This window comes from Salinibacter sp. 10B (genome assembly GCF_002954405.1).
Taxonomy (GTDB): domain Bacteria; phylum Bacteroidota; class Rhodothermia; order Rhodothermales; family Salinibacteraceae; genus Salinibacter.
On record NZ_MQWC01000004.1, the window covers coordinates 838,670 to 862,599 of the forward strand.

Here is a 23,930-nt window from a genome sequence, read left to right on the forward strand (position 1 = left end):
GGGCTTCTCATTCGCGCTCGAGAGCCTGAAGGCGGTGGCGAAGGTCGTGAAGCAGCGCCCGATCCGACTCGATCTGGGCCTGCTGGGCCTTGACGGCCTCCACGAGTAGAGCGACGAGACGAGCATAGTTTACTGTTTCGGCGTCCCGACCATTCGGAGCATAGGTTACGACCTCCGGAACGACCGTCCCCACCTCTTCCGCAATAAAGCCCACGTCGGGGTCGCCGCTCTGAATCCATCGGTACCGAACGCCACGCAGTTGACTGATCAGCGAAAGGGCGTCTTCGATCGGCTGAACGTCGGTTTTCCAGCGTCGCGAACTCATCTGATCCGAGGATTTCTTGTCGTCGTCCGCCTCAATCGTAATAGTGCCGGTATTCTCATTCGGAATCACGGTCACGTTGTCTCCTCCGACGAGTCGGACGCCATCGGTGAGGCCGTTCAGGGCGGTGACCAACTCGCCGGGGCGCACCTTCGACGTGGTGACGGCCCCATTGGCGAGTTTTTCCGTCGTAACGGCTCCGTCTGCAAGCACCTCCCCGAGGACCGCCCGCGTCCCGAGCTTGTCACTCGTAACCGCCCCATCGGCAAGGTGCGCCGTGCCCACCGCGCCCGTCGCGATCTTCGGTCCGGTGACAGCCGCATCGGCAACGGCCGCGGTCGTTACGCCTGCTGCCGCCAGCGCGTCCGAAGTGACACTTCCATCGGCGAGGGCGTCGCCGGTCACCGCTCCTGCAGCCAACGCGGACGCCGAGACGCCTCCCGCGACTACTCCATCCGCTCGCCCGGCGCGCACGGCAAACGCTGTGCTGGCAATCGGTATGCGGGGGAGGACCGTGTCGTCCACGGTGAGCTGTAAATAAAGACGTGAGACCTCGAACAAGGCTTCGGGCAATGGGGTCTGACTCCCAAGAAGCAGACTAATCCGGCCGGCCGAAAGCGTCTGATCGGCATACGCTTCCGTCCAGCCCGCCAGGGGGCTTCCGTCCTCCTCTTGTCCAAAGAAGGCGACCTCCAAATCAACGGCCCCCTCCACCGGAAAACTGCCCTCGGCAAGTGTGGCCTGGTAGTGAAGCAGCCGCGGAACCTGAGCTGCAGCCGGAACTGTCCCCATGCTCATGATCATAGCGAGCAGAAGACCAACAAGCGGAATGTGAAAAGCCGGAACCGACGGACGGGAGAAAAGCACGGTGCGAACGGAAAAACACGAAGGGGATGGTGAACAAACGCCCCGACCCGACTGAGACCGGATCGAGGGTCTACGGCGTAGTCGGGGGAATGGGAAGCGGTTCGGGGGCGGGCGGAGGGGTTCCGCCCCCACCCCCTTGCTCTCCTCCCGATCCGCTCTGAAGTGCAACGACCGTGGCCACCCCGCTCCCCACGAGCACGGTGCCCATCGTCACCCAGGTACTGGTCCGACGAAAGAAGGACGGACGGGTCGATTCAGGAGTTGAGGAAGCAACCTCAGTAGGGCCCTGCACATCTCGCTGGACAATCGAGACCAGTGACACGTAGGCCGGAGGATCGGCTACAGGATCGGTCGTGTAGGTCGGATCGATTCCAAGAAGATTTACTACCGCCGATCGTGCCTGCTCGAGCTCGTCCCGCTTCAGATGAATCAGGGCAAGGATTCGATAGGCAGAAATCGCTTGGTCCGCCGTCCTTTCCTCTTGATTCAGACAAGCAGCAGCAAGCCGGAGGGCCTCGTCGTATTCGGCCTCTCGATACTGATCCTGCGCCGCGGCCAGTGCCCGCTCACAAACTGCGGATTGCGCGTAGGTGGGAACGAATGGGACGAGACACACTGCGAGCAGGACCGGAAGAACCGCTGCCCAAAATCGGGACCCACACATGCCGAAAGGGGATTGAAGCGAGGATATAGGAATCCTTCGCCGTCCGTTCACCCCTGAGGGATCCATACTCTCTTCTCAGAGCAGGTATCCCTTGGCGCTGCACGCTCTCATGCCGATGAGAATTCCCCGCAGAGAGTGCAGCTCAACAGTGACAGTAACGGATGGCACTTCCTAGATCGCTCATCTCCGGTAGGGGCACGTACGTGTCTTACGCATCTGCCATGCGCCATTCACGCAAGCCGGGGACGCCTTTGGTCCCTCTACGACAGCGAAACGGCGTCGGGAGATGGAATTGCTCCCATCTTGAGGAGGGTTCTTATTTGATCGAGGCTCATGGTCACGACCGACTGGTCGATCATTTTTTCTCGGAGCGACGCGTTGGAAAGGGCACCGGTGTCGACGGCAGCGCTGGAGAGGTCAACCGACCACTCCCCCACTGGCTGATACAACCAGTCCTCGACCTCATAGTCAACGAGAATTCCTCCACGCCGATAGTACTCCAGCGTGGTGAGCCGACCTGTCCGGCGTGTGCCTTCTTGGGCCTCCGCTCGAAATTTCTTCTCCGCCCGCTCCCGGTCCCATCTGATCCACATCAAAACGAGGGCTGTATGCAGCAGATAGAGCCGCCCGCGCCGCTGTCCAGGGGACTGCGGCTTGCGACCAAATGTCGCTACTCCCTGCTGGAAATACGCAAACGCCTCGTCGGGGAGGCGGCGCAGCCAATCGACAGGGGCCTCATCGGGAGCTGGGGGCCACTGTGACACCAGCGTTGCAAATTCCTCGGAGTATCGGTCCAGTTCTTCTGTCGCCCCTGCCGACCAGTGTTGCGTTTGCTGGGTCGGCTCCGTCTCGGAGGACCTTGTCGACGACTCGTGGTCGGGCCTGCTTCGATTCGGTGTAACCATTCTATGACTGTGGCGACGAGCGGAGACCTGCGCACGGGAATGCTTCGCTGTACGTAACGTACAAAGAATCGCTTACGTCAGTGCAGATCGCACTGGATGATGTGTGTTGATGTTAGTTGTACAGAATGCCTTTCAAGATCCAACGGTCGGGATTCCCAATCCTGTTATTACCCAAAATTCTCGGGGCGTAAATTCGGGTTATGTTCTGCTCACGGCAGCCGGCTCAAATTACGAAGACGAGTCGTCGGGCTCCCGATCCTGCAAATTGAGCACAATGGACGTTTCCTCGTCGGCCCGCACCTCCACGGTCTGAGCCTGCGTTCCCAGTGCGGGATGCACAGCGGTCACGCGGTGCGTCCCAACCGGCACCTGCGTTTCGTACCACACGTCTGTCTCCCGCGCGTGCAGGGTCCCATTGATGTAAAGAGTGCCCCAGGGACGGGCGAGCACGCGGAGTCGACCGGTTTCTTGGGTCAACTCCGCGTGCATGCGGTGTGTGGAGTCGGCTTGTACATTCACCTGGGCTGTCCAGGGCTCATACCCCTCGATCGACAAACGAACTTGTTGCTCTCCTGCCGCAACCGGCTCTACAGAGAGCGGGGTGCGTCCTCGTTCAGTCCCTGCCACCGTAACGACGGCTCCGAGAGGTGTGGAGGTCACGTAGAGTGCACCGTAGGCAGAGGACGGATCCGGCGCCTCATCGGCGGATTCCGGGACGGCAATCGCGGGCACGGGACGCGTCGTCGGTTGTGTCACCGTGTCCGATGCCGGGACGGCAGCAGCCTGGGACTGTGACGCAGACGGGGCGGAATCCGCCCGGCCGGGACGAGTGCGAAGAACAAATTGTAGGCGCGCCTCGGTGTCCCCATTCAGCACGAGGACCGTATCGGTTCGCAGGTACCCGGGCGCCTGCACCGAAAGCATATACGCCCCCGGTCGGAGCCCCGGATCGGTGAGCGGCGTGGTACCTACGGAGTCTCCGTTGACCCGAACGACGGCCCCCTCCGGCTCAGAGCGCACCACAAGGCGTGTTCGCCCGCTCGATGAATCCCCACTCCCCCCCGAGCGACCTCCGTCCAGGGGCATTACGTCCACGGACATCGAGGATCGCGAACGGACGGTCCGCTGCTCCCCCCAGTAGAACACCGCGACGAGTCCCACCCCAAAAAGGAGGAGCACGGCCGGAAAGCTTAGACGGCGCAACACGAGCCACACCCGATCCCATCCATCGGCCGCGGGAGGCGTATAGGGCACCCACCGTGGGGCCTCCGGCTCGTGCTCATCAGGGCGACTATCCATGATCATGTGGAAAAGGGTCGTTCAGAATCCCGGCGGCATGCCCCCCGTACGTCGAGCATTTTGGTATTTTGTGAACGACCGCGCCCCCGTCCCGTTCGCCTCCGGCGCACGGCTTTTCGTCGAATTTGCCTCAATCCCACGATGAGCACCGAGACCCTCCGTACGCCCGCCGGCCTCACGGCGTACACCGACGTGGGACGCGGCCCCCCTGTAGTGTTCGTACACGGAAATCCCACGAGCGCTCACCTCTACCGGCACCTCATCGACGCCCTTGCGCCGCAATACCGGTGCATTGCGCCCGATCTCCTGGGCTTCGGTCGCTCCGCAGCCCCTCCCGACGGCTCGTACCGCCCGTCTGCCCATGCCACCCGGCTTGAATTGCTGCTCGCCCGCCTAAGCCTCCACAATGTCACCCTGGTGCTCCACGACTGGGGGGGACCAATCGGCCTCTCCTACGCTCTTCGCCACCCGAGCACGGTACAGCGCCTCGTGCTCTTCAACACGTGGGGATGGCCGCTCGACCATCGTCCCCTCATCCGGTGGGGGAGTGGCCTCGTCGGAACCCCCCTCGGTCGCCTCTCGATCGAGAAGGGAAACGCATTTGCTCGGCTCGTCATGCCCCTCACGCTGGGGTCCCTGTCGGTTTCCCCTCCTTCCTGGATCCGTACCTACGCAGATGCCCTCGACTCTGCCCCGCGTCGGCGCGCCTGCTGGACGCTGGCCCGAAATCTCCGCACCGCCTCCAACTGGCTTCGCCGACTTTGGACCCGTCGTGCCCGAATCCGTACTCGTCCCGCGCTTCTCTGCTGGGGCATGAAGGACCCTGCCTTCGGTCGGGAATCAACCCTGCGTCGCTGGCAATCCGTCTTCCCACAGGCATCTACCCGCCGGTATCCCAACGTGGGGCACTACGTCCCGGAAGAAGTGGGACCCGCTCTAGCTACTCCCCTCCAGCGCTTCCTCTCCTCTTCGTGCACGTAATCTGCCCCGTGAGGCCTCACGTTTCCTGTCGAGCACGAGCGTCGATTGACAGACTGCATTCAACCGAGAAGCAACATTCAGGTCCACGTTCAGAAATCCCCCCTTCGGCTTGTCCGACCACTAAGTGACCTAAGGGACATGTTGTGGATTGAAATCGTGGTCTTTTAATGTCAGCCTGGATGAACCGCCCGTCGCGAGGTGCCCCTCCCAATTTCATCCGGAATGTGGGCCGTCTCTCTCGGCTCGGAGCCGGTTCCTCAGAACAGGCAGGAAATAGGCTCGTAGAGAGCCACGCTTCATTCTTTTCCCGACGAGCCCCCCCATCCTCCATGTCCGAATCCTACGAGCAGGAACGCACCGTCGCCTTCGAGGCCGTTCAGGCCGCCGCCACGCTGACAGAGTCGGTACGCGAGAGCATGGGCGAGGTCCTAAAAAAAGATGACCGATCGCCTGTGACCGTGGCCGACTTCGGCAGCCAAGCGCTCATCTGCCGTGCGCTCATGGAGACCTTTCCTCAGGATCCTGTCATCGCCGAAGAAGACTCCTCTGCCCTCCGCAACCCTGACAACACCGATGTTCGGGATCAGGTCCTGGAGCACGTTCAGGCCCACCACGAGGCCGCCACTCCAGAAGGGGTGTATGCCTGGATCGACCATGGCACGGCCCGCGAATACAGCGATCGGTTCTGGACGCTTGATCCGATCGATGGCACCAAAGGCTTTGTACGGGGCGACCAGTACGCCATTGCCCTGGCCCTGATTGAGAATGGCATTCCACAGGTGGCGGCACTTTGCTGCCCCCACCTTCCGCCCGACCTGGCGGACGACGATCCGGACACACGTGGGCAGGCATTCCTTGCAGTTCGGGGCGAGGGCACGCTGCAGCGCTCTCTGAACCAGGACACCGAGCCGACCCCCATTCACACCAGCAATACGACCGAGCCGAGCCAAAGCCGGTTCACGGAGTCGTTCGTGTCCTCACACAGCTCGCACGACTTGGCCGTCGAAGTGGCCGAACGCCTCGGCATCACCGCCGACCCATTCCGCCTCGACAGCCAGGCGAAGTACGCCGCAGTGGCAACGGGGAACGCCGACATCTACCTCCGCCTGCCCCGTCCGGGGACCGACTACACAGAACGCATCTGGGACCATGCAGCCGGAGCACTCGTCGTGGAGGCCGCAGGGGGAACCGTCACCGATATGCACGGCTCTCCGCTCGACTTTACCCACGGACGCCTACTGAAACAGAATACGGGCATCGTGGCAACCAACGGCGCCGTCCACCAAGACGTCATTGATGCCCTAGAGGCCTCTACCAGTTAAGGCCATGCCCCTTCGGCAGGTCCTGTTCTGATTCACCTTCCGCCGTTCGTGGGCGGCCGTACGTCTGGACGTGTGGACACCTGGTTGTAGCAGCCCCCGGTACCTTCAACCGTCCCCACACTTTACCAGACCGAGGCCTTCCATCCGGCAAACGGCTCGCCCCCCGGCAAACTGGCTCTCCACGGCATGATAGCCTACCTCCTCTGCGCTGGATTCGGCACCCGCATGCGGCCGTTGACAACGGATACGCCCAAATCTTTGCTCTCCCTGAACGGCCGTCCCATTCTGGACTACCTGATGGACGAGCTTCAAGACTGGCAGGGACTCGACGCCATTCACGTCGTGGTAAACCACCGGGATGCCGACGCCTTCCGGGACTGGGCACCCGCGTGGCGATCGGTCCTCGATCCGCTAAACGTTTCCCTGACAATCCACGACGACGGGGTGTCCACACCGGACGACCAACTCGGAGCTGTGGGAGACCTCCACTTCTTGTTGGAGAAGACCGGCCTTCCCGACGACGGGGCGCTCGTCAGTGGCGGGGATAGCCTATACCGGTTCCCACTAGCGCCCCTCCTCAATGCCTTCACCGGCACGACGAATCGCGTTCTGGCCTTGCACGAACCCGACCCTGCCCAACGAAAACAGAGCAGCACGCTCCAGCTTCGGGAAGAGCGAGTAGAGGGGCTCGTCGAACATGCGAATGAGGCGTCGTCAACCCGAATCTGCCCGTCGTGGTACCTCCTCTCTCCCAATGCTCTTGCGTCTGTCGGGCCTTATCTGGATCGGGGAGGAGACCCGGACACTCTCGGCAGGTTTCTCGATGCCCTCGCCCAGCCCCAACGGGTAACCGCGATCCGTTTGCCCAAACAGGCTCCCCTCCGCCTGCACTGCAATACCCCAACGGATCTGGAGCGGACCCGCCGCCTGCTGAACCGCGAACCGCGCCTTCTCCTAAACGCCGATCAGGTGAGGGCGTGTCTCAACTAGCAGCCTCGTTCCGTTGTCGTGTGTCCAAGTCGGAGACTGAATCGAACCGCAGAAACATCAGAATCGAGAGTGGGCGCGTCTGACGTCATTGTCCCCAACGCCAGCTGGGGATTAACTGCAGCGTCTTATCCGGCCCCAATCAGGACTGGGGGACGTGAAGCAGCGAAGGCCCGTGGGGAAGGCCGTTCGTTTTGGACAGCATCGGAAAACGCTGCGCACACGTGCGCCCAACTTCTCCTCGGTGCTACAGCCTGCGATTTTCTTGCCCAACGCCCCAATAGCGCCGTTCCCTCGGGCGTCCCCATCTCCACAGTCCTCTAACATCACCCGTCCCTCAGAAACCGTTTGGATAGTCTGACTCCAACGCCCCCATGTGTATCTCGGCGCTCCATGCGTGCAATTCGTTTCCGACCGTGAATCAAATAAATGTCTACCCGTTCTATCCTATCGGAATTCGTTCTTTGACCTATCGGGACTTTCGGCGGCGTCCGCACAACTTCGCAGACGAGAAGCAGTAGAGGCGACTCTCCACTGCTGACTTTTCCTCACCCCCTGCTGTAATGAGTCGTTCGACGGACACAACGCTTCCCGGTACACTCTCGGTGCTCGACGTGGTCGCCCTAACCGTGGGCGTCGTCGTGGGCGCGAGCATCTTCCGCACTCCCTCCCTCGTTGCCGAAAATGCAGGAAGTCCGCTGCTCACATTTGCCGTCTGGGGACTGGGGGGCGGCGTCTCCTTCATCGGAGCCGTTTGCTACGCAGAGCTGGCATCGGCCTATCCTCATGCAGGCGGCGACTACCACTACTTCCAGCGGGCCTTTGGCGACTGGATGGCTTTCCTCTTTGCATGGGCACGGCTCGTGGTCATCCAGACCGGCTCCATTGCCTTACTTGCGTTCGTGTTCGGCGACTATGCCTCGGAGCTCCTATCGCTGGGCGCTCACTCCTCGTCGATCTACGCCGCGGCCGCGGTCCTCGGACTCACGGTGTTGAACGTGGCAGGGGTGCGCCTCGGCAAGACCACCCAACGGGCCCTTACAGCTGCTACTGTGCTGGGCCTCATCGTTATCGTGGGCACCGGCCTGTTTCTTGCCCCTGACGCCGCGGCGTCTTCAACTGCCTCGGGCGGGGGATCGATGGGCTCCAGCCAGTTCGGCATGGCCATGGTATTCGTCCTCCTCACCTATGGGGGATGGAACGAGTCCGCCTACGTGTCCGCCGAGCTCAAACACGTGCAGAAGAACATGATTCGCGCCCTCCTCATCAGCCTCGGGCTCATCACGACGCTCTATTTGCTGGTGAACTGGGCCTACCTGAGCGGCCTGGGCCTGGGCGGGATGAGCGGCACCGACGCCGTGGCTGCCGATCTGATGCGCGCGACGCTCGGCGAGACTGGTGCGATTGTGCTGAGCGTGTTCGTGGCAATAGCGGCCCTGAGCTCCACGAATGCGACGATCTTCACGGGTGCACGAACGAGCTTTGCGCTAGGCCAGGACGCCTCCCTGTTCTCGGTTCTCGGGGTGTGGGACGACGGCGCCAACACACCCGCCAATGCTCTCTGGATACAGGGCGGCATTGCGCTCGCCCTCGTAGGGGTCGGCGCCGCCACGCGACAGGGCTTTGAATCAATGGTGGACTACACGGCACCCGTGTTTTGGCTCTTTTTCCTCGCGACGGGCGTGTCCCTGCTCGTCCTTCGCCGGACGGAGCCCGACGTCGACCGCCCGTTTCGGGTCCCCTTGTATCCACTGACGCCCTTCGCCTTCTGCCTCGCCTCGGTCTACATGTTGTGGTCGAGTCTCGCGTACACCGGTGTGGGCGCCCTGTTGGGGGCTGGGGTCCTCCTCGCCGGCGTACCGCTCCTGTGGTTCCGTGAACGTGCCCCGGCGGACTCTTAGAAACGGATGTTCTGATGTTGTCCCCCCCGCCGTACAAAACGAGCCGGTGAGCACGAGTCCACCGAGTTGGCAGTCGGTCTCCCCTGCCCGGCATACCCTCGCTTAAGAACCTGTTTTAATTTACGCCCGTCTCCACATCCGATGCCGATATTTTCGTAGACCAAAAGCAAATCGGAGCGTATACGCCTGCATCCCCGGCGGAGAGGAACGGGTCCGCAGTCGTAGCGTCCTGCCGAACTCACAGCGTATGAAATTAAAACAGCTTCTAAAATCAAAGTAGCATCAACAACCCGACGCCACTCTCTGTCTCCTCTCTTGCCCTGCTATGCGCATTCGTCTCCGTTCGCTGCTCGTCGCCGCTACGACGTTCCTTCTCCTCGGAGGACTTGCGTCCCCGAAGGGATGGGCCCAAGACATTGATACGAGTGAAACGTCCCTCGTCCCTCCGTCCCCCCCATCGGACACGTCCGTGGACGGCGACGTGCCCTTTGTCCGCACACCGCAGCGAATCGTAAACCGAATGCTCTCACTGGCGAATGTCTCTGAGGACGACGTGGTCTACGACCTGGGCAGCGGGGACGGGCGTCTGCCCATCACGGCCGCTCAGAAGTATGGCGCGCGGGGCGTGGGCATCGAGATCAAGCCCGATCTCGTCCAACGAGCCCGTGAGCGGGCGAAGTTCGCCAACGTGGACGAGAAGGTTGAATTTCGTCAGGGTGATCTCTTCGAGGCCGACATTAGCAACGCGACGGTCGTCACCCTTTACCTTTTGCCCGACGTGAACACCCGGCTGCGCCCCAAGCTACTGGAGGAGTTGGAGCCCGGGACGCGAGTTGTGTCTCATGGCTTTGACATGGACGACTGGGAAGCGGATAAGGTCGTCGAGCTTGAAACCACCTACCTCTACCTATGGACCATTCCGGAGACGATCCCTCCGCACCTGCGGAAACCGGACGACAAATGACTGTGCCTGCCTCCCGTTTTCAATCAACATCGTCACCATCCGCCGCGAGACTCCCGCGTATGATCTCAAAGAGGCACTTTTCAGCTCCCCATTTTCCCGCGTATCTCTTCCCGACTTGTTCTTCCGCCATGGCCTTCGTTTTTCGCTCCATCGGTGTCCTGCTGGCTGCCGTTCTCCTTTTTGCGGGCTGCGGCTCCTCCAACGACGGGTCGTCCGGGCCTCCAGGCCGCGGGGGGGGACCGGGGTCTAACAACACGCCGTCGGTGGAGGCCGTGAAGGCCCAGTACGGCTCGTTGCCCCTGGAGGAACGGATGAGCGGAACCGTCCGCGCCCGCAATCAGGTCGCCATCTATCCGGAAGTCAACGCGCCGGTGGTGTCGGTCGAGGCTCAGACCGGCGAGTACGTGCAGGAAGGCGCCCCCCTGGTGCGCCTCAAGGACGACGTATTCCGCGAACGGGTGCGGCAGGCCGAGGCGTCCCTCCGCATCGCAAAAGCCGATGTCAAGAGTGCTCGCGCCAACCTGGAGGGCCTCCGAGCACGCCTCAAACGAACGAAACGGCTGGCAGAGCAGGACTTCCAGAGCAAGCAGGAACTGGAGACGCTGCAATCGGACGTCGAGGGGGCCGAGGCCGCCCTGGAGCGGGCCAAAGCCCAGGTTGCACAGGCCCAAGCTACGCTCGACGAACGACAAGTCGACCTCCGCCGCACCGTCGTGCGCGCTCCGATCAGTGGCTACGTCGGCGCCCGCAACGTGGAGGTCGGACAGCGGGTCGATAACAGCACTCGCCTTTATACGATGGGGGACCTCGACACTGTGAAGGTGCGCGTGCAGGTAACGGATAAGATGTTCGGGAAAGTGCAGGAGGGACAGTCTGCCCGCATTTTCGTGCCCTCGAAGGACACGACGCTTGGGGCCTCTGTTACGCGCATGTCCCCGTTTCTTAGCAACGAGTCGTACAGCGCCGAGGCCGAAATCGTCGTGCCGAACACCGATCGCGTGCTCACCCCCGGGATGTTCGTGGAGGTCGACGTGGCGTACGGCGAGAGCCGGCAAGCGACGATTATTCCGCTGAGCGCCATCTACGAAGACCCAACCACCGGGGCACGTGGGGTGTTCGTCGCCCCGACTCTCGGTACGGAAATCTCTGTGGAGATGCCAGACTCGTACAGCGCTGAGGACCCGCCCCCCCTCACCCAGCCGACCCCCACGACGTTTCGTCAGATCGAGGTGATCGCCGAGGGCCAGCAAACGGCCGGAGTCCGGGGCATTCAGCCCGGCGACTGGATTGTGACCGTCGGCCAGAATCTCCTGAGTGCTGCGGGCGAAGAACGTGTGGATGCCCGCGTGCGCCCCATGTCCTGGTCCCGCCTCATGGCCTTGCAGCGCATGCAGGACACCGACCTGCTCTATCGAATTCTGGAGCGCCAGCAGCGCATTGCCAAGCAGCGGTTCGGCTCCACTGATTCCGCAGCCACGGACTCAGCACAGTCCGCGGCCGCCGCGTCGGGGCGGGCTGACTCGCTCGATAGCAGCACGCTCTCCACCGCCTCGGACGGATCCCGCTGACCGGTTCTCCCCGACGGTCCTTCCTCCTTTTTGCACTGCCCCTGCCTGATCCCCAAGTCCTATGGCCCTCTACGACACCTCCATCCGGCGCCCCGTCGCCACGGCGATGACCTTCCTCGCTGTTATCGTGGTCGGGGCCGTGAGCTTCTACTACCTTCCGGTCGACCTCCTCCCGGAGATCGAGTATCCGCGCGTAACGGTATACACGAATTACCCGAACGTGGGGCCGGAGGAAATGGAACAGATCATTACGAATCCGGTGGCGAACGCCGTTTCCAGCGTGCCGAACGTGGAACGGATGACCTCCCAGTCGGAAGAGGGGGGCAGCCGGGTCAACCTGGAGTTTGCACAGGGCACCGACCTCAATGCCGCCGCCAACGACGTGCGGGCCGCCCTGGACCGTATTCGCGACGATCTCCCGGTGGAGGCCGAGCCCCCCGGCATATGGAAATTCGACCCAAACAGCCAGGAGATCGTCTCGATTGCCGTCGAGTCGCGCCGGGACTTGTCGTCCCTGACGCGTCTGATGGAGCGCAATCTCAGCAAGCAGTTTGAGCAGCTTCCGGGCGTCGGTACGATCAATGTGCGGGGCGGCATCTACCGACAGATCCGGGTGAACGTAAATCGGGATCGGCTGAAGGCGTACGACCTGTCGGCCGCCCAGGTGCAACAAGCCATCGGGCAGTCGAATGTCGCGTTGCCGGGCGGAAATGTGAAGGAAGGCCTGAAGGACCTGTACGTGCGGACGCAGGGGGAGTATCAGTCGCTCGATCAGATCCGCAAGACCGTGGTGACCATGGCCGACGGCACGCCCGTGCGGGTGGAGGACGTCGCTGAGGTGGTAGACGGATACGAAGACCTGAATCGCATTGCAGAGTTGAATGGGATTCCCGTGCTCCGGCTCGAAATTCAGAAGCAGAGCGGGGCAAACACCGTAAGCGTGGCCGAGCGCATCCGTGAGGAAGTCGAACGGGTGAATCAGTCGCGCAGCGACGTGCGGCTTACCGTCGTGAGCGACCAAAGCGAGTTTATCAGCAAGTCGATCAATAATGTCCAGAACTCGGCCATTTGGGGCTCGCTGCTGGCCATTCTGGTACTGTACCTCTTTCTGCGAAACGGATCGACCACGTTTATCATCGCGCTGTCGATCCCAATCTCGATCATAGCAACATTCGGCCTCCTCTTCTTCAATGACCTCACGCTGAACCAGATGACGTTTGGGGGCCTTGCCCTGGGGGTCGGTCTGATTGTCGACAACGCGATCGTGGTCTTAGAGAACATCATACGACAACGGGAAGAGAACAACCGGTCCTTGAAGGAAGCGGCTTCCATCGGGACACGCGAGGTGGCCGGGGCCATTATTGCGTCCACCCTCACGACGTCGGTCATCTTCCTCCCCCTCGTATTTGCCCGTACGACCACGGCGGCCCTCTTCCAGTCGTTGGCGCTGGTGGTGGTGTTCGCTCTCGTCTGCTCCCTCCTGGTGGCCCTCACCCTGGTCCCCATGATGGCGAGCCGCTTTCTCACGGTAGACGCGGGCGAAGGTGATGCGACGGAGGATGCGTCAAAATCCTGGTTCCAGCGCGCCTTCGCTACTCTCGAAAACCGGTACTCCAACGCCATCCGCACGGCCCTCAACCATCGCCTGACGGTATTCGCCACGACAGTCATTCTCCTCGGCGGATCTCTTGCCCTCTGGCCCTTCATATCGATTGAGCTGGCCCCACAGACCGACGCCAACCAGATTGACGTGGACTTGGAGATGGCACAGGGCACCAACATCGCCGTCGTAATGGAGTACCTCGACGAGCTGGAGCAGCGGGTGAAGCCGCTGTTGCCGGACCAGGACGTGGAGAATTTTGCCAAACAGGTGCAGCCCTGGGGCGCGGAGGTGGAAATTCAGTTGGCCTCGGCCGGGGAACGGGAAATCAACACGTTTGAGTTGGCCGACAGTATCCGCTCAGAGGTGGTGGGGAAGGTGCCCGGTGTCGACGTACGGGTCGATGCCCAATCGGGGCTCTGGATTCTCCGTCGCGTCTTTAGCGCCGGGGGCGGCAACGAGGCCCTCCAGGTCGAACTCCGCGGCTACGACCTGGAGCAGGCCCAAAAGATTGCACAGCAGATCAAGCAGCGGCTCGAAACGGTGGAGGGCGTAGCAGGCGCTCGCAGCGGACGTCGCGAGGGACGGCCCGAGCAAAACATTCGCTTTCAGCGTGACAAAATTGCGTCGCTGGGCCTATCGACCCAGGAGGTGGCCCGGGCGGTACAAACCAATCTTGGGGGCAGCCGCGCCGCCTCGTATCGAACGGGGGGTGAACAATTTCCGATTGTGGTGCGCCTGCGGCCCGAGGATCGCCTCTCCGTTCAAGACCTCGACAATGTCTCCATCCGCACGCCCGACGGGCAGTCTGTGTCCCTCTCCACGCTCATAACGACGAGCCGGGGCCGCGGCCCGACCGAAATTCAGCGCATCAATGGGCAGCGCGTCACCTACATCTCCGCGACCCTCACGAGTGACGCGGTGCTGGGCGAGGTCGTGCAGCGTGCTCGTCAAGAACTTTCGACGCTTACCCTCCCGGAGGGCTTTTCCGTCACGTTTGGCGGGCAGTACCGCGAGCAGCAAAAGGCTCAGACTGACTTCATGATTGCGATCATTATGGCCCTCGTGCTCATCTACATGGTGATGGCGGGCCAGTTTGAGCGGTTCCTCGATCCGCTGATTGTTATGTTCAGCGTCCCGCTCGTGCTCGTAGGCGTACTCCCGACCCTGGTGTTCACCGGCACTACCATCAACATTCAGAGCGTGATGGGCTTCGTGATGCTCATCGGCATTGTGGTGAACAATGCCATCGTGCTCGTCGACTACATCAACCTCATGCGCCGCGAGCGTGACCTCCCACTGCTCGATGCGGTTGCGGAGGCGGGCCGTCTCCGACTGCGCCCCATCCTCATGACGACCCTCACGACGGTGTTGGGCCTCGTGCCGCTGGCCCTCGGCATCGGTGCAGGGGCGGAGATTCAAGCGGCTCTGGCCCGCGTGGTGATCGGAGGCCTAACCGCCTCTACACTCATTACGTTGATTCTCATCCCCGTCGCCTACGTGAGTGCCGACCTCTTCGCCCGCAAGGTGCGCGAGGTGCTCCCCAACTGGCACTGGCTGCCCAATCCCGGCGAGGTGCAACCGCGAAAGGCGTAACCGCAATCGGTATGTGAGGGTGCACGTCTGTACGTGTGTACGCCCTAACACATCGTTGCCTCCCCCCTTCACACATACATACGTGCATACCTAATCACCCCTGAATCTCGGTCACAAGCTGAATCTCCTTGAGGACACTCTGGACCTCGAAGCACTCTTCGAAGGTCCCCTCATAGACGGTCGCCTTGCCTTCATTGTGGACGGTCCACGCCAGATCCTCTGCTTTGTCGCGACTGCAGCCGGTGGCCTTCACGAGCTGGCCAATGACCTCCTCAAAGGTGTGCACTTCGTCGTTGAAGAGGACCACGAACCAGGGATCGTCGGAGCCCGTGCCGTCGTCCTCCTCTTCAAGCTCCTCCACCTCAGGCGGCGTTTCAACGTCGGGTTCTGCGGGCGCACCGAACGTGTATTGAACAGGCATCATGGGTTGCTTGCAAATCTACGCGTAGGAACGCGAGGGTGTGAGCACGAAGGACACACTCAGGCGGTTGCCTCGTCCCGTTCCTCCTCCGAGACCGGTTCGAGTTGAATGTCGAAATTCTCCGTCACCGGATTCGCAAGGAGCTTCTCACAGGCCTCCGTGGCCACCTGACGGGCCGCCTCCTCGTCCTCTTCATCGATCCAGACTTCCGCTCGCTTGCCCATCCGTACCTGATCGATCTGGTCGTAGCCGAGATTGGTAAGGGCATGGTGAACGGTCTTCCCCTCCGGGTCCAGAATGGAGGGGCGAAGGGTAATGGAAATCGTGGCCTTATACATAAGATCAAGGGCGTCGGATCGGCGAGAGAAAGCGATGCAGTTAGTCAGAATGATTCTCAGGGGCCGGGGTCGTCAGGGCCTCGATGAGCTGGTAAACGGCCCGCCCCATCCCGTAGGTCAAGTAGACCGCCAACACGATCACGAGGCCAATCTCCTGCAGGCCCACAATGAGGAATCCGGCCAGTGCGTAGGCGGTCGTTTTCTTCGGGTGTGCCCGAACGTATTGAATGGTGGGAGTCGGAATGGAATCGAACCGGATGCCCGATACCATGAGCCCAGACAGAACCACCACAATCGGCAGCAGAACCTGAAGACTGTCGAGGGCAAGGTAGGCGCCCCATTCCGAATTTTCGGCCGCCAGGATGAGAGCCACAATGGCGATGGCTTGCCCCGGAATGGGGAGTCCCTCAAAGCCCTCCGTGTCATCGTCCTTGTCCTTGTTCACGTTGTACCGGGCCAGTCGCACGCTGCCGCAGAGCACCGGTAGGGCCGAAACAATCATGCCAAGTGGGCCGGACGCGTCCAGCGCATAGGCGTAGACGAGAAAGGACGGGGCGACGCCGAAGGACACGACATCGCTCAGCGAATCGAGTTGTACGCCGAAGGGGCTGTCGGCATCCGTGAGGCGTGCCATCATGCCGTCCATCAAGTCAAAGAAACCGGCAAGAACGATCAGCCAGCAACTCATGACGAAGGCCCCCTCTCGCACTTGCGTCAGGGCGAGGAAGCCGCACAGCAGGTTCGTAAGGGTAAAGAACGACGGCACGGCCACGCGGGGGGGCGGCCGGTCGCTCCGCTTGCGACGGCGGGCCTTCCGGTAGGCGCTAAGACGCCGTCGAATCCGGGTGGGCCGCGACGGAGACTCGTCCGGCGGAGCAGAATTGCTAGCAAGGGCAGACCGAAGCAAGTCGAACATCAGTGGAAACGGTAAGTCCAGAAACGGTGATGAACGACAATGTCGCGGTACTCGCACCGGTCGAGGAGGGATCCCTCGATGGAATTCGCGTCCATGGACCACGCGGGCATTGGCTCAGGGTCGGGGATCGAGCAACGCTACGGCTACGGCGTGGCGGACGAGTCCGACGCCTCGGACGACACCACGGCCTCGGCGCGGGCCGTCTCTGCGGCATCCGCCTCCGGGAGCCATCCAATGACGGTTTCGCCCGCTCGTACGTGCTGCCCCTTTTCGAGTGTCAGATCTACGTGGGGCGGTACCACGACGTCCATGCGTGACCCAAACTTGACAATCCCAAATCGCTGGCCCGCGGACACGGTATCGCCTTCTGTGACGTGATACTCGATGCGACGCGCCACGGCCCCGGCGATTTGTTTGAAGAGCACCTTCGTGCCACTAGGGTGGCGAAGGCCCAGCTCCGACCGCTCGTTCTTTTCACTCGCTTTCGGGTGCCAGGCGACGAGATACTCGCCCGGGCGGTACGTCTCGTACTCGATGACCCCTTGAGCGGGAATGCGGTTCACGTGCACGTCCAGCGGCGAGAGAAAAATGGACACTCGCTGCACGGGGCCATCGATATAGAGGGCGTCGTCCTCATCTACAATCTCAACAACGCGGCCGTCGGCGGGAGCGATAAGTCCATGCTCCCGGGCGTCGGGTGGGGTTGTGCGCTCCGGATCCCGAAAAAAGAACAGCGTGAAGGCAAGTCCTCCCCCCGCCAGCAGAAGGAGCGGCCCGCGCCACAACCAGGCGTCGAGTTGCCATGCTCCGAAGGCTAGGAGCAGGGCCAACCCGGCCACAATCGCGACAATGGTGTATCCTTCTCGTGCAATCACGTCGGTAGGGGACTGTTGAGAAGAACCTAAAGCGCGACGTCTCGTCGCTGGAATCGAGATTCTGGGAAACGCGTGGTGGACCTGCCTCCCCCCTTCTTCGACCGCACTTCTTAACCTCTGTTCTGTGAAGAAGTTCAACGGGACGGGTGAACATCATCCACAGATTCTCCTTCTTCGACAAAGAGATTTGCACACTCGCCTCGTTCAGTGCTCATTCCCCTGCGGAGGCTCCGCTCTCCCCCCTCACCAACAGACAAGAGCGGACCGATGAGAGCCTATATCTGCTCTTCTCTCGGCATTGCGCTGTTTTGGGTCCGGTGCCTTCGGTCTGGTCGCTTTCTCCTTCGGCTCCTCGCCGGCCTTCGGGATATCGTCTCAAGATCGGGATTTCCCGAGTCAAAGTCGGAAGATCGGAGATGGACCGAGACGCCCTCGAAAACGCCCTGAACGGCAGGAACCGACGAGACGAAGCCATCGGTTCTGCTGAGTGCACGCCGGGGACACACCGAATCCAGCGCCGCCTACGTGTGTGACCAGGCCGATCGGTCGGCGAGGGTCTTCGATGCCGAGGAGCACGTTCCCTATGCCACCGCCAGCACGCGAGCACGAGGATCCGAGCCCACGACTTCGGGAGATCACCCCCGTTGTTGGAGATCAAACTGAACGGGGATGGTCTTGGATGGATTGACGTCACCCCGGATCGCTCCCTCTACTACACGCCGACCCGGGCCGGACGGCTAATGAAGTTCGGCAGTGGAGACAACAAGACGTTGGACGTAAAAACAGTTGACTTCGCTCTCATTCCCGAGGTCATCGTAGACGAACGGGGCGGCCGTCGCGTCTATCCCTCCGCCTCGATTCTATCCCTGGGGTTGCAGGTCGTCGGGCCATCGGTCTACATATTCTCCGTCGTGCCAGGTGAGAAAAAGGCGGAGCGAGCCTTCGATGTGTACAACCGAGCGGGCCAGTACAAGCATTCAATCCCTCTCCCCAGCGGTACGACCGATGCCCGTTTCACCTCGGATCGGGTTTACACAATAACAGATACTTCCCTCACCGCATGGACGTCCCCCCAGTAACTGCATGACTTGGGGCTGGAAACGGGTCTACCTCGACAGGTATAAGTCCTTCATCTCGTAGGGCTGCTGGAAGTGCTCGTCCGTCAGGGCATCGACGAAAGCGATGGCCTCGCCGGTCGACTTCATCTCGGGCCCGAGTTCCTTCGGCACCTCGGGGAATTTGTCCCACGAGAAGACCGGCTCCTTGATGGCGTATCCTTCCAGATCGCACTCCAGATCGCCGGCCTCGCGGAAGGTTTTAAGCTTCTCGCCCAGCATCACCTTCGTGGCGATGGCCGGGATGCGCGTGCCGCAGGCCTTCGAGACGAACGGCATCGTGCGCGAGGCGCGCGGATTGGCCTCGATGACGTACACCGTTTCGTCCTTCACGACCATCTGCACGTTGAGGAGGCCCACCACATCCAGCTCGAAGGCCAGGTCCCGAACGTACTGCCGAATCGTATCCTGCACCTCCTCCGAAAGGCTGTACGGCGGTAGCACGGCCGTTGAGTCGCCGGAGTGGACGCCCGCCGGCTCGATGTGCTGCATGATGCCCGTAATCCACACCTCGTCGCCGTCGCAGACCGCGTCGACGTCAATCTCGACCGAGTCTTCCAGAAAGCGATCGAGCAGGATTTCGTTTTCGGGATACCTCGAGAGTATGTTGCCCACGTACTCGGCCACCTCGTTCTCGTTGATGGCAATCCGCATGCCCTCCCCACCGAGCACATAGCTCGGGCGGATGAGCGTCGGATAGCCGAGCCGATCGGCCGTCGCCACGGCCTCGTCGACCGAGTGTGCCACTCCGTACGGGGGCGACGGAATGTCGAGCCGGCTCAACACGTCGGTAAACTTGCCCCGGTCCTCCACGAAGTCCATGACCTCGAAGGGGGTCCCGAAGATGTTGATGCCGTGCTCCTCGAACCGCTCCCCGAGCTTAATGGCGGTCTGGCCGCCGAGCTGCAGAATCACGCCCTCCGGCTGCTCCAGGTCGATTACGTCCATCACCCGCTCCCAGTAGACCGGCTCGAAGTAGAGCTTATCGGCCACGTCGAAGTCAGTGGACACCGTCTCCGGGTTGCAATTGAGCATGAGGGCCTCGTAGCCCATCTCGCGGGCCGCCTTCACGCCGTGGACGCAGGAGTAGTCGAACTCGATGCCCTGCCCAATGCGGTTCGGACCGGAGCCGAGGATGAGCACCTTGTCGCGGTCGGTGACGAGGCTTTCGTTGACCGTCTCGTAGCTGGAATAGTAGTACGGCGTCTCGGCTGGAAACTCCCCGGCGCAGGTGTCCACCACCTGATAGACCGGCGTTACGTCCAACTCCTTCCGGTATTCACGCACGTCCTCGTCGCTCACCTCTTCCGGCACCAGGAACGCAATCTGCTCGTCGGAGAACCCATTGCGCTTGACCTCGAACATCATCCGCGCGTCGATGTCGCGGAGGGCGGTGGAGCGGATGTCCTCTTCCAGCTCGACCATGTCCTGAATCTTGTGGAGATACCAGGGGTCGATCTGGGTGATGTCGAACACCTCCTCCACACTCGCCCCCTTCCGGAAGGCATGGCGGACGTGCAGGAGCTGGTCCCAGTGCGGCTTCTTGAGCCGCTCGCGCACCGTTTCGCGGTCGGCATCCTCGCGGTCGGCCCCCAGCCCGGCGTATCCAATCTCCAGGCTCTGCCAGGCCTTTTGGAGGCTCTCCTGGAAGGTGCGGCCGATGGACATGACCTCGCCGACGGCTTTCATCTGCGTGGTGAGCTCCTCGTCCACGCCCTCGAACTTGTCGAAGTTGAAGCGCGGGATCTTCGTGACGACGTAGTCGAGCGACGGCTCGAAGCAGGCGCTCGTGTCGCCGGTAATCTCGTTCGGCAGCTCGTCGAGCATGTAGCCCACCGCCAGCTTCGAGGCCACCTTGGCGATCGGATAGCCGGTGGCCTTCGACGCGAGCGCGGAGGACCGGGACACGCGCGGATTGATTTCGATCACGATCATCCGGTCGGTCCCCGGCTCGAAGGCAAACTGAATATTACAGCCGCCCGCGAACGTCCCGATCGAGTTCATGGCCTTGATGGCCGCGTCCCGCATCTTCTGGAACTGCTTGTCGGTCAGCGTCTGTTGGGGCGCGACGGTCACCGAGTCCCCGGTGTGCACCCCCATCGGGGTAATGTTCTCGATGGAGGCAATGATGATCACGTTGTCGTTGGGGTCCCGCAGCAGCTCCAGCTCGTACTCCTTCCAGCCGTACAGGCACTCGTCGATAAGCACCTGATGGGCCGGCGAGAGCTCCAGCCCGCGCGTGACCATCGACTCGAACTGATCGGCGTCCCACACAATACCGCCCCCCGACCCGCCGAGCGTGTACGAGGGCCGGATCACGACGGGCAGCCCCCCGAGCTCCTGCGTAATTTCCTTCGCCTCCAACAGGCTCTTGGCGGTGTTGCTTCGCGACTGGTCGAGCCCGATATCGTCCATCAGGTCGCGGAACTGCTGCCGGTCCTCCGTAATCTGGACCGTATCGATGTCCACCCCGATGACCTCAATGCCCTCCTCCTCCCAGAACCCTGCTTCCTTCAGGTCCTGCGCCACGTTGAGGCCGGTCTGCCCCCCCATGGTCGGCAATACGGCATCCGGCTGCTCGTCGCGCGCAATCTGGGCAATCGAGGACGGCGTCAGCTCCCGGAGGTACACCTCGTCGGCCATCATCGGGTCCGTCATGATGGTAGCCGGGTTCGAGTTTACCAGGATTACTCGGTAGTCCTCCTCCATGAGGGCTCGGGCCGCCTGGCTGCCCGAATAATCAAATTCGCAGGCCTGGCCAATGACGATCGGCCCGGATCCGATGAGGAGAATCGACTCGATATCGGTACGCTTCGGCATGGGTGGTACGTGAGACAAGTATCTCTAAAAGACTCGGGAGAACGGCAATGGACACAGAGGGGGTGTCCTACGCAGTTCCGTTCGATCCGCGGCGTTGCGAGCTTCCCTCTGGACGTCTCGGCACCGAGACGTGCGTGCGGCTAGCTGCTCTTTTTCGGTCGGGCGTACGGCCCCTGAAAGATGACGGGAAGCTGAATTTGGGACTGTACCGGGGCGCCGCCCTGTGTCGCCGGCCGGAAATCAAGCTGTTGAATCACGTTCAGGGCCTCCGTTTCGAGAGCAGGATGCCCTCCCTGGGCCACCTGTACGCGCGTGGCCACACCGCTGGCCGAGATTGTGCATTGCAGCCAGATCACCCCGTACGCATCGTCCTCCTCCGCCGCCGGCGGATATTTCTTCACTCGATCCACTTCGGCGTATCCGCCCTCAATTTGGGGAGGGCGGTCCACCTTTTGTCCCTCCAACACGTACACCCGCCGCTCAACATCGGCCCCAACCACCGGCCCGGACGACCCACACCCGGCCGCCAGAAAAGGAAACAGGACCACAATAAGCAGGAGGAAGAGTCGAGTGCGTCTCGTGAGGATCGACATGATCGTTGGCTGAACTGATGAAAGACAGAAAGCAAGCCGGATCTTCGTTCGGTAAGGGGCGTGGGGGTGCTACACCGCATGGAGCGATTCGTCCGTCTGCTCCGGCACTGCCACATTTCGCTCCTTCGCAACCATTTCCATAAAGGTGTCGAAGTGGTAGTGGCTGTCGTGCGGCCCGGGCGATGCCTCAGGGTGGTACTGCAACGAAAGGCCCGGAAAGGTCTTAAACCGGAGTCCTTCTACGGTATCGTCGTTCAAGTTTACGTGCGTCACCCGCGCCTTTGCCTCGTCGATCGAGGTCTCCTCGACGGCGAATCCGTGATTCTGCGTGGTGACCTCTACTTTCTCAGTGTCCAGGTTTTTGACCGGATGGTTCGCCCCCCGGTGTCCAACAAACATTTTGTAGACGTCAAAACCCTGTGCAAGGGACATCAACTGATGCCCCAGACAAATGCCGAAGACGGGCAGTCCCGTATCGAGCGCCCGTCCGACCCGATCAACGGCCTCACTCATGGCGCGGGGATCCCCCGGTCCATTCGAGAAGAAGAGGCCGTCGGGATCCCATGCCAGCACCTCGTCGAGGGGCGTGTCGCCGGGAACGACGCGAACGGTTGCGCCGCGGGCCCGAAAGGAGCGGAGAATGTTTTGCTTGACCCCGAAGTCGTACACCGCAATGCGAGGCCCACTGCCCTCACAGTACACGTAGTCCGAATCGGTTGTCACCTTCGACGCCAACTCTAACCCATCCATCTTGGGCCAGTCTTGTGCCCGCTCAAGGAGCACATCGTCGTCGAGCTCATCGGAGGAGATGACGGCATTCATGACGCCCTTGTCCCGAATGTGACGAACGAGCGCTCGCGTATCGACCCCGGCGATGCCTACGAGGTCGTAGCGGCGCATAAACTCGTCTAGCGTCTCGTCGGCCTGTCGGTTGGAGTGGCGTTCCGTGAAGGACCGGACGATGAAACCCGCAACCATCGGCTCCTCCGCCTCCATGTCGATGTCGGAGGCCCCGTAGTTTCCGATGTGGGGATACGTCATCATCATGAGCTGTCCGTAGTAGGACGGATCCGTCATAATCTCCTGGTACCCCGTCATACTCGTGTTGAAGCAGAGCTCCCCTCCCGTGAGTCCTCGGGCCCCGATGGCGGTCCCTCGGGCCACCGTGCCGTCTTCAAGCACGAGCTTCGCGGGATCAGACGCTTGGGCAGGCATGGCGTTCGTGTCGTCGGTCATAGGTCGAGGGTGGGTTCAACGCAAGAGGCGACGGAGCAACCGAAGGGACCTACAAAAAAACCTCCCCATCCAACCGGGAGGGGAAGGAAAATACCCGTCTCGGCCTGAGAGCAACCGAGGGGTAACGCTCGTACGTCCAGCAGGAAACATACATCCAAAACACAGGGCAGTCTAAAATTGCGGTCGGTGAACCCTGCTCAATTTTCGTCGGCTGACCAATGTATGAACGGGGATAAGGTTTCACAACAGCGGCCCAACGCGTGATCCCGCCTTTTTCTGGCTTTTCTTTTCGCATTCCACTCGTCTTCGCAGGCAAACCGTTCGTATCCCTCCAATTCTTGGGTGGAAACAGACTCCGGACGACGATTTTCAAGGGATACCCTCTTGTAGATTCATTCTCAATTAACCATGACTTCCGGCTGTGCCTCCCAGCCTGAGGGATTGCTTCGATTTTTGACCGCTTTGCGCTCAGGGGGACACTCCGGCCGCCGCCTCCTCATTCGACTGAATGGGCGCTGGCAATTGCGGTTGCCTTGAGCATGTTTGCCCCTTTTGTGAGGGGGCGCCCCTGTGTAGCGCACTCTAAAACTACTTCCTCCCTTCGGTCAGGGCGCACTCCAAAAGCACTTCTTCCCTTCGG

Annotated in this window: 19 protein-coding genes; 8 read left to right on the forward strand and 11 right to left on the reverse strand. The window is 61.6% G+C overall.

Annotated features, from left to right (window positions below; genetic code table 11):
* Positions 1 to 7 precede the first annotated feature (7 nt).
* The 4 genes from BSZ35_RS03720 to BSZ35_RS03735 all read right to left on the reverse strand — a co-directional run bounded on the left by BSZ35_RS03720 (position 8) and on the right by BSZ35_RS03735 (position 4,057).
* Positions 8 to 1,114 carry a tail fiber domain-containing protein gene (locus BSZ35_RS03720; protein WP_219846578.1) on the reverse strand — a complete coding sequence of 369 codons (1,107 nt, stop codon included), beginning with the start codon at positions 1,112 to 1,114 and terminating at the stop codon, positions 8 to 10.
* A 145-nt stretch (positions 1,115 to 1,259) separates the two neighbouring features.
* Positions 1,260 to 1,853 (reverse strand): hypothetical protein, encoded by a 594-nt coding sequence (locus tag BSZ35_RS03725; RefSeq protein ID WP_105011191.1) that lies wholly within the window; start codon positions 1,851 to 1,853, stop codon positions 1,260 to 1,262.
* A gap of 260 nt (positions 1,854 to 2,113) precedes the next feature.
* Positions 2,114 to 2,758: a hypothetical protein gene (locus BSZ35_RS03730; protein ID WP_105011192.1), complete on the reverse strand. Its 645-nt coding sequence runs from the start codon at positions 2,756 to 2,758 to the stop codon at positions 2,114 to 2,116.
* 228 nt (positions 2,759 to 2,986) lie between these two features.
* A complete protein-coding gene (locus BSZ35_RS03735; protein ID WP_181149164.1) occupies positions 2,987 to 4,057 on the reverse strand; it encodes a PEGA domain-containing protein in 1,071 nt (356 codons plus the stop codon).
* Positions 4,058 to 4,198: 141 nt separating this feature from the next.
* Between BSZ35_RS03735 and BSZ35_RS03740 the strand changes: the two genes are divergently transcribed.
* The 7 genes from BSZ35_RS03740 to BSZ35_RS03770 all read left to right on the forward strand — a co-directional run bounded on the left by BSZ35_RS03740 (position 4,199) and on the right by BSZ35_RS03770 (position 14,976).
* A complete protein-coding gene (locus BSZ35_RS03740; protein WP_105011194.1) occupies positions 4,199 to 5,038 on the forward strand; it encodes an alpha/beta fold hydrolase in 840 nt (279 codons plus the stop codon).
* 329 nt (positions 5,039 to 5,367) lie between these two features.
* Entirely contained in the window at positions 5,368 to 6,360 is a 993-nt protein-coding gene (locus BSZ35_RS03745; RefSeq protein ID WP_105011195.1) for a 3'(2'),5'-bisphosphate nucleotidase, read from the forward strand.
* A 186-nt stretch (positions 6,361 to 6,546) separates the two neighbouring features.
* Positions 6,547 to 7,350: an NTP transferase domain-containing protein gene (locus tag BSZ35_RS03750; RefSeq protein ID WP_105011196.1), complete on the forward strand. Its 804-nt coding sequence runs from the start codon at positions 6,547 to 6,549 to the stop codon at positions 7,348 to 7,350.
* Positions 7,351 to 7,910: 560 nt separating this feature from the next.
* Positions 7,911 to 9,248, forward strand: coding sequence for an amino acid permease (locus tag BSZ35_RS03755; RefSeq protein WP_105011197.1), 1,338 nt, complete (start codon positions 7,911 to 7,913; stop codon positions 9,246 to 9,248).
* Positions 9,249 to 9,573: 325 nt separating this feature from the next.
* Complete coding sequence (locus BSZ35_RS03760) at positions 9,574 to 10,212, forward strand: methyltransferase domain-containing protein (RefSeq protein ID WP_105011198.1); 639 nt, start codon at positions 9,574 to 9,576, stop codon at positions 10,210 to 10,212.
* Positions 10,213 to 10,340: 128 nt separating this feature from the next.
* Entirely contained in the window at positions 10,341 to 11,780 is a 1,440-nt protein-coding gene (locus BSZ35_RS03765; RefSeq protein ID WP_105011199.1) for an efflux RND transporter periplasmic adaptor subunit, read from the forward strand.
* Between the two features lie 61 nt (positions 11,781 to 11,841).
* Positions 11,842 to 14,976 (forward strand): efflux RND transporter permease subunit, encoded by a 3,135-nt coding sequence (locus BSZ35_RS03770; protein ID WP_105011200.1) that lies wholly within the window; start codon positions 11,842 to 11,844, stop codon positions 14,974 to 14,976.
* A gap of 94 nt (positions 14,977 to 15,070) precedes the next feature.
* On the opposite strand, the gene BSZ35_RS03775 is transcribed toward BSZ35_RS03770, so the two are convergent.
* The 4 genes from BSZ35_RS03775 to BSZ35_RS03790 form a co-directional block, all read right to left on the reverse strand.
* Positions 15,071 to 15,400, reverse strand: coding sequence for an ATP-dependent Clp protease adaptor ClpS (locus BSZ35_RS03775; RefSeq protein ID WP_181149165.1), 330 nt, complete (start codon positions 15,398 to 15,400; stop codon positions 15,071 to 15,073).
* Positions 15,401 to 15,456: 56 nt separating this feature from the next.
* Complete coding sequence (gene purS / locus BSZ35_RS03780; RefSeq protein ID WP_105011201.1) at positions 15,457 to 15,735, reverse strand: phosphoribosylformylglycinamidine synthase subunit PurS; 279 nt, start codon at positions 15,733 to 15,735, stop codon at positions 15,457 to 15,459.
* Between the two features lie 40 nt (positions 15,736 to 15,775).
* Positions 15,776 to 16,651 carry a CDP-diacylglycerol--serine O-phosphatidyltransferase gene (gene pssA, locus BSZ35_RS03785; protein ID WP_105011202.1) on the reverse strand — a complete coding sequence of 292 codons (876 nt, stop codon included), beginning with the start codon at positions 16,649 to 16,651 and terminating at the stop codon, positions 15,776 to 15,778.
* A gap of 143 nt (positions 16,652 to 16,794) precedes the next feature.
* Complete coding sequence (locus BSZ35_RS03790; protein WP_105011203.1) at positions 16,795 to 17,526, reverse strand: phosphatidylserine decarboxylase family protein; 732 nt, start codon at positions 17,524 to 17,526, stop codon at positions 16,795 to 16,797.
* 647 nt (positions 17,527 to 18,173) lie between these two features.
* Between BSZ35_RS03790 and BSZ35_RS03795 the strand changes: the two genes are divergently transcribed.
* Entirely contained in the window at positions 18,174 to 18,605 is a 432-nt protein-coding gene (locus tag BSZ35_RS03795; protein WP_146109992.1) for a hypothetical protein, read from the forward strand.
* A 27-nt stretch (positions 18,606 to 18,632) separates the two neighbouring features.
* On the opposite strand, the gene carB is transcribed toward BSZ35_RS03795, so the two are convergent.
* From carB to carA, 3 genes are all read right to left on the reverse strand, one after another.
* Complete coding sequence (gene carB, locus BSZ35_RS03800; protein WP_105011205.1) at positions 18,633 to 21,461, reverse strand: carbamoyl-phosphate synthase large subunit; 2,829 nt, start codon at positions 21,459 to 21,461, stop codon at positions 18,633 to 18,635.
* A 140-nt stretch (positions 21,462 to 21,601) separates the two neighbouring features.
* On the reverse strand, positions 21,602 to 22,009 hold the full coding sequence (locus BSZ35_RS03805; RefSeq protein WP_181149166.1) for an energy transducer TonB: 408 nt from the start codon (positions 22,007 to 22,009) through the stop codon (positions 21,602 to 21,604).
* Positions 22,010 to 22,123: 114 nt separating this feature from the next.
* Complete coding sequence (carA, locus tag BSZ35_RS03810; protein ID WP_258096061.1) at positions 22,124 to 23,290, reverse strand: glutamine-hydrolyzing carbamoyl-phosphate synthase small subunit; 1,167 nt, start codon at positions 23,288 to 23,290, stop codon at positions 22,124 to 22,126.
* Positions 23,291 to 23,930: the final 640 nt, after the last annotated feature.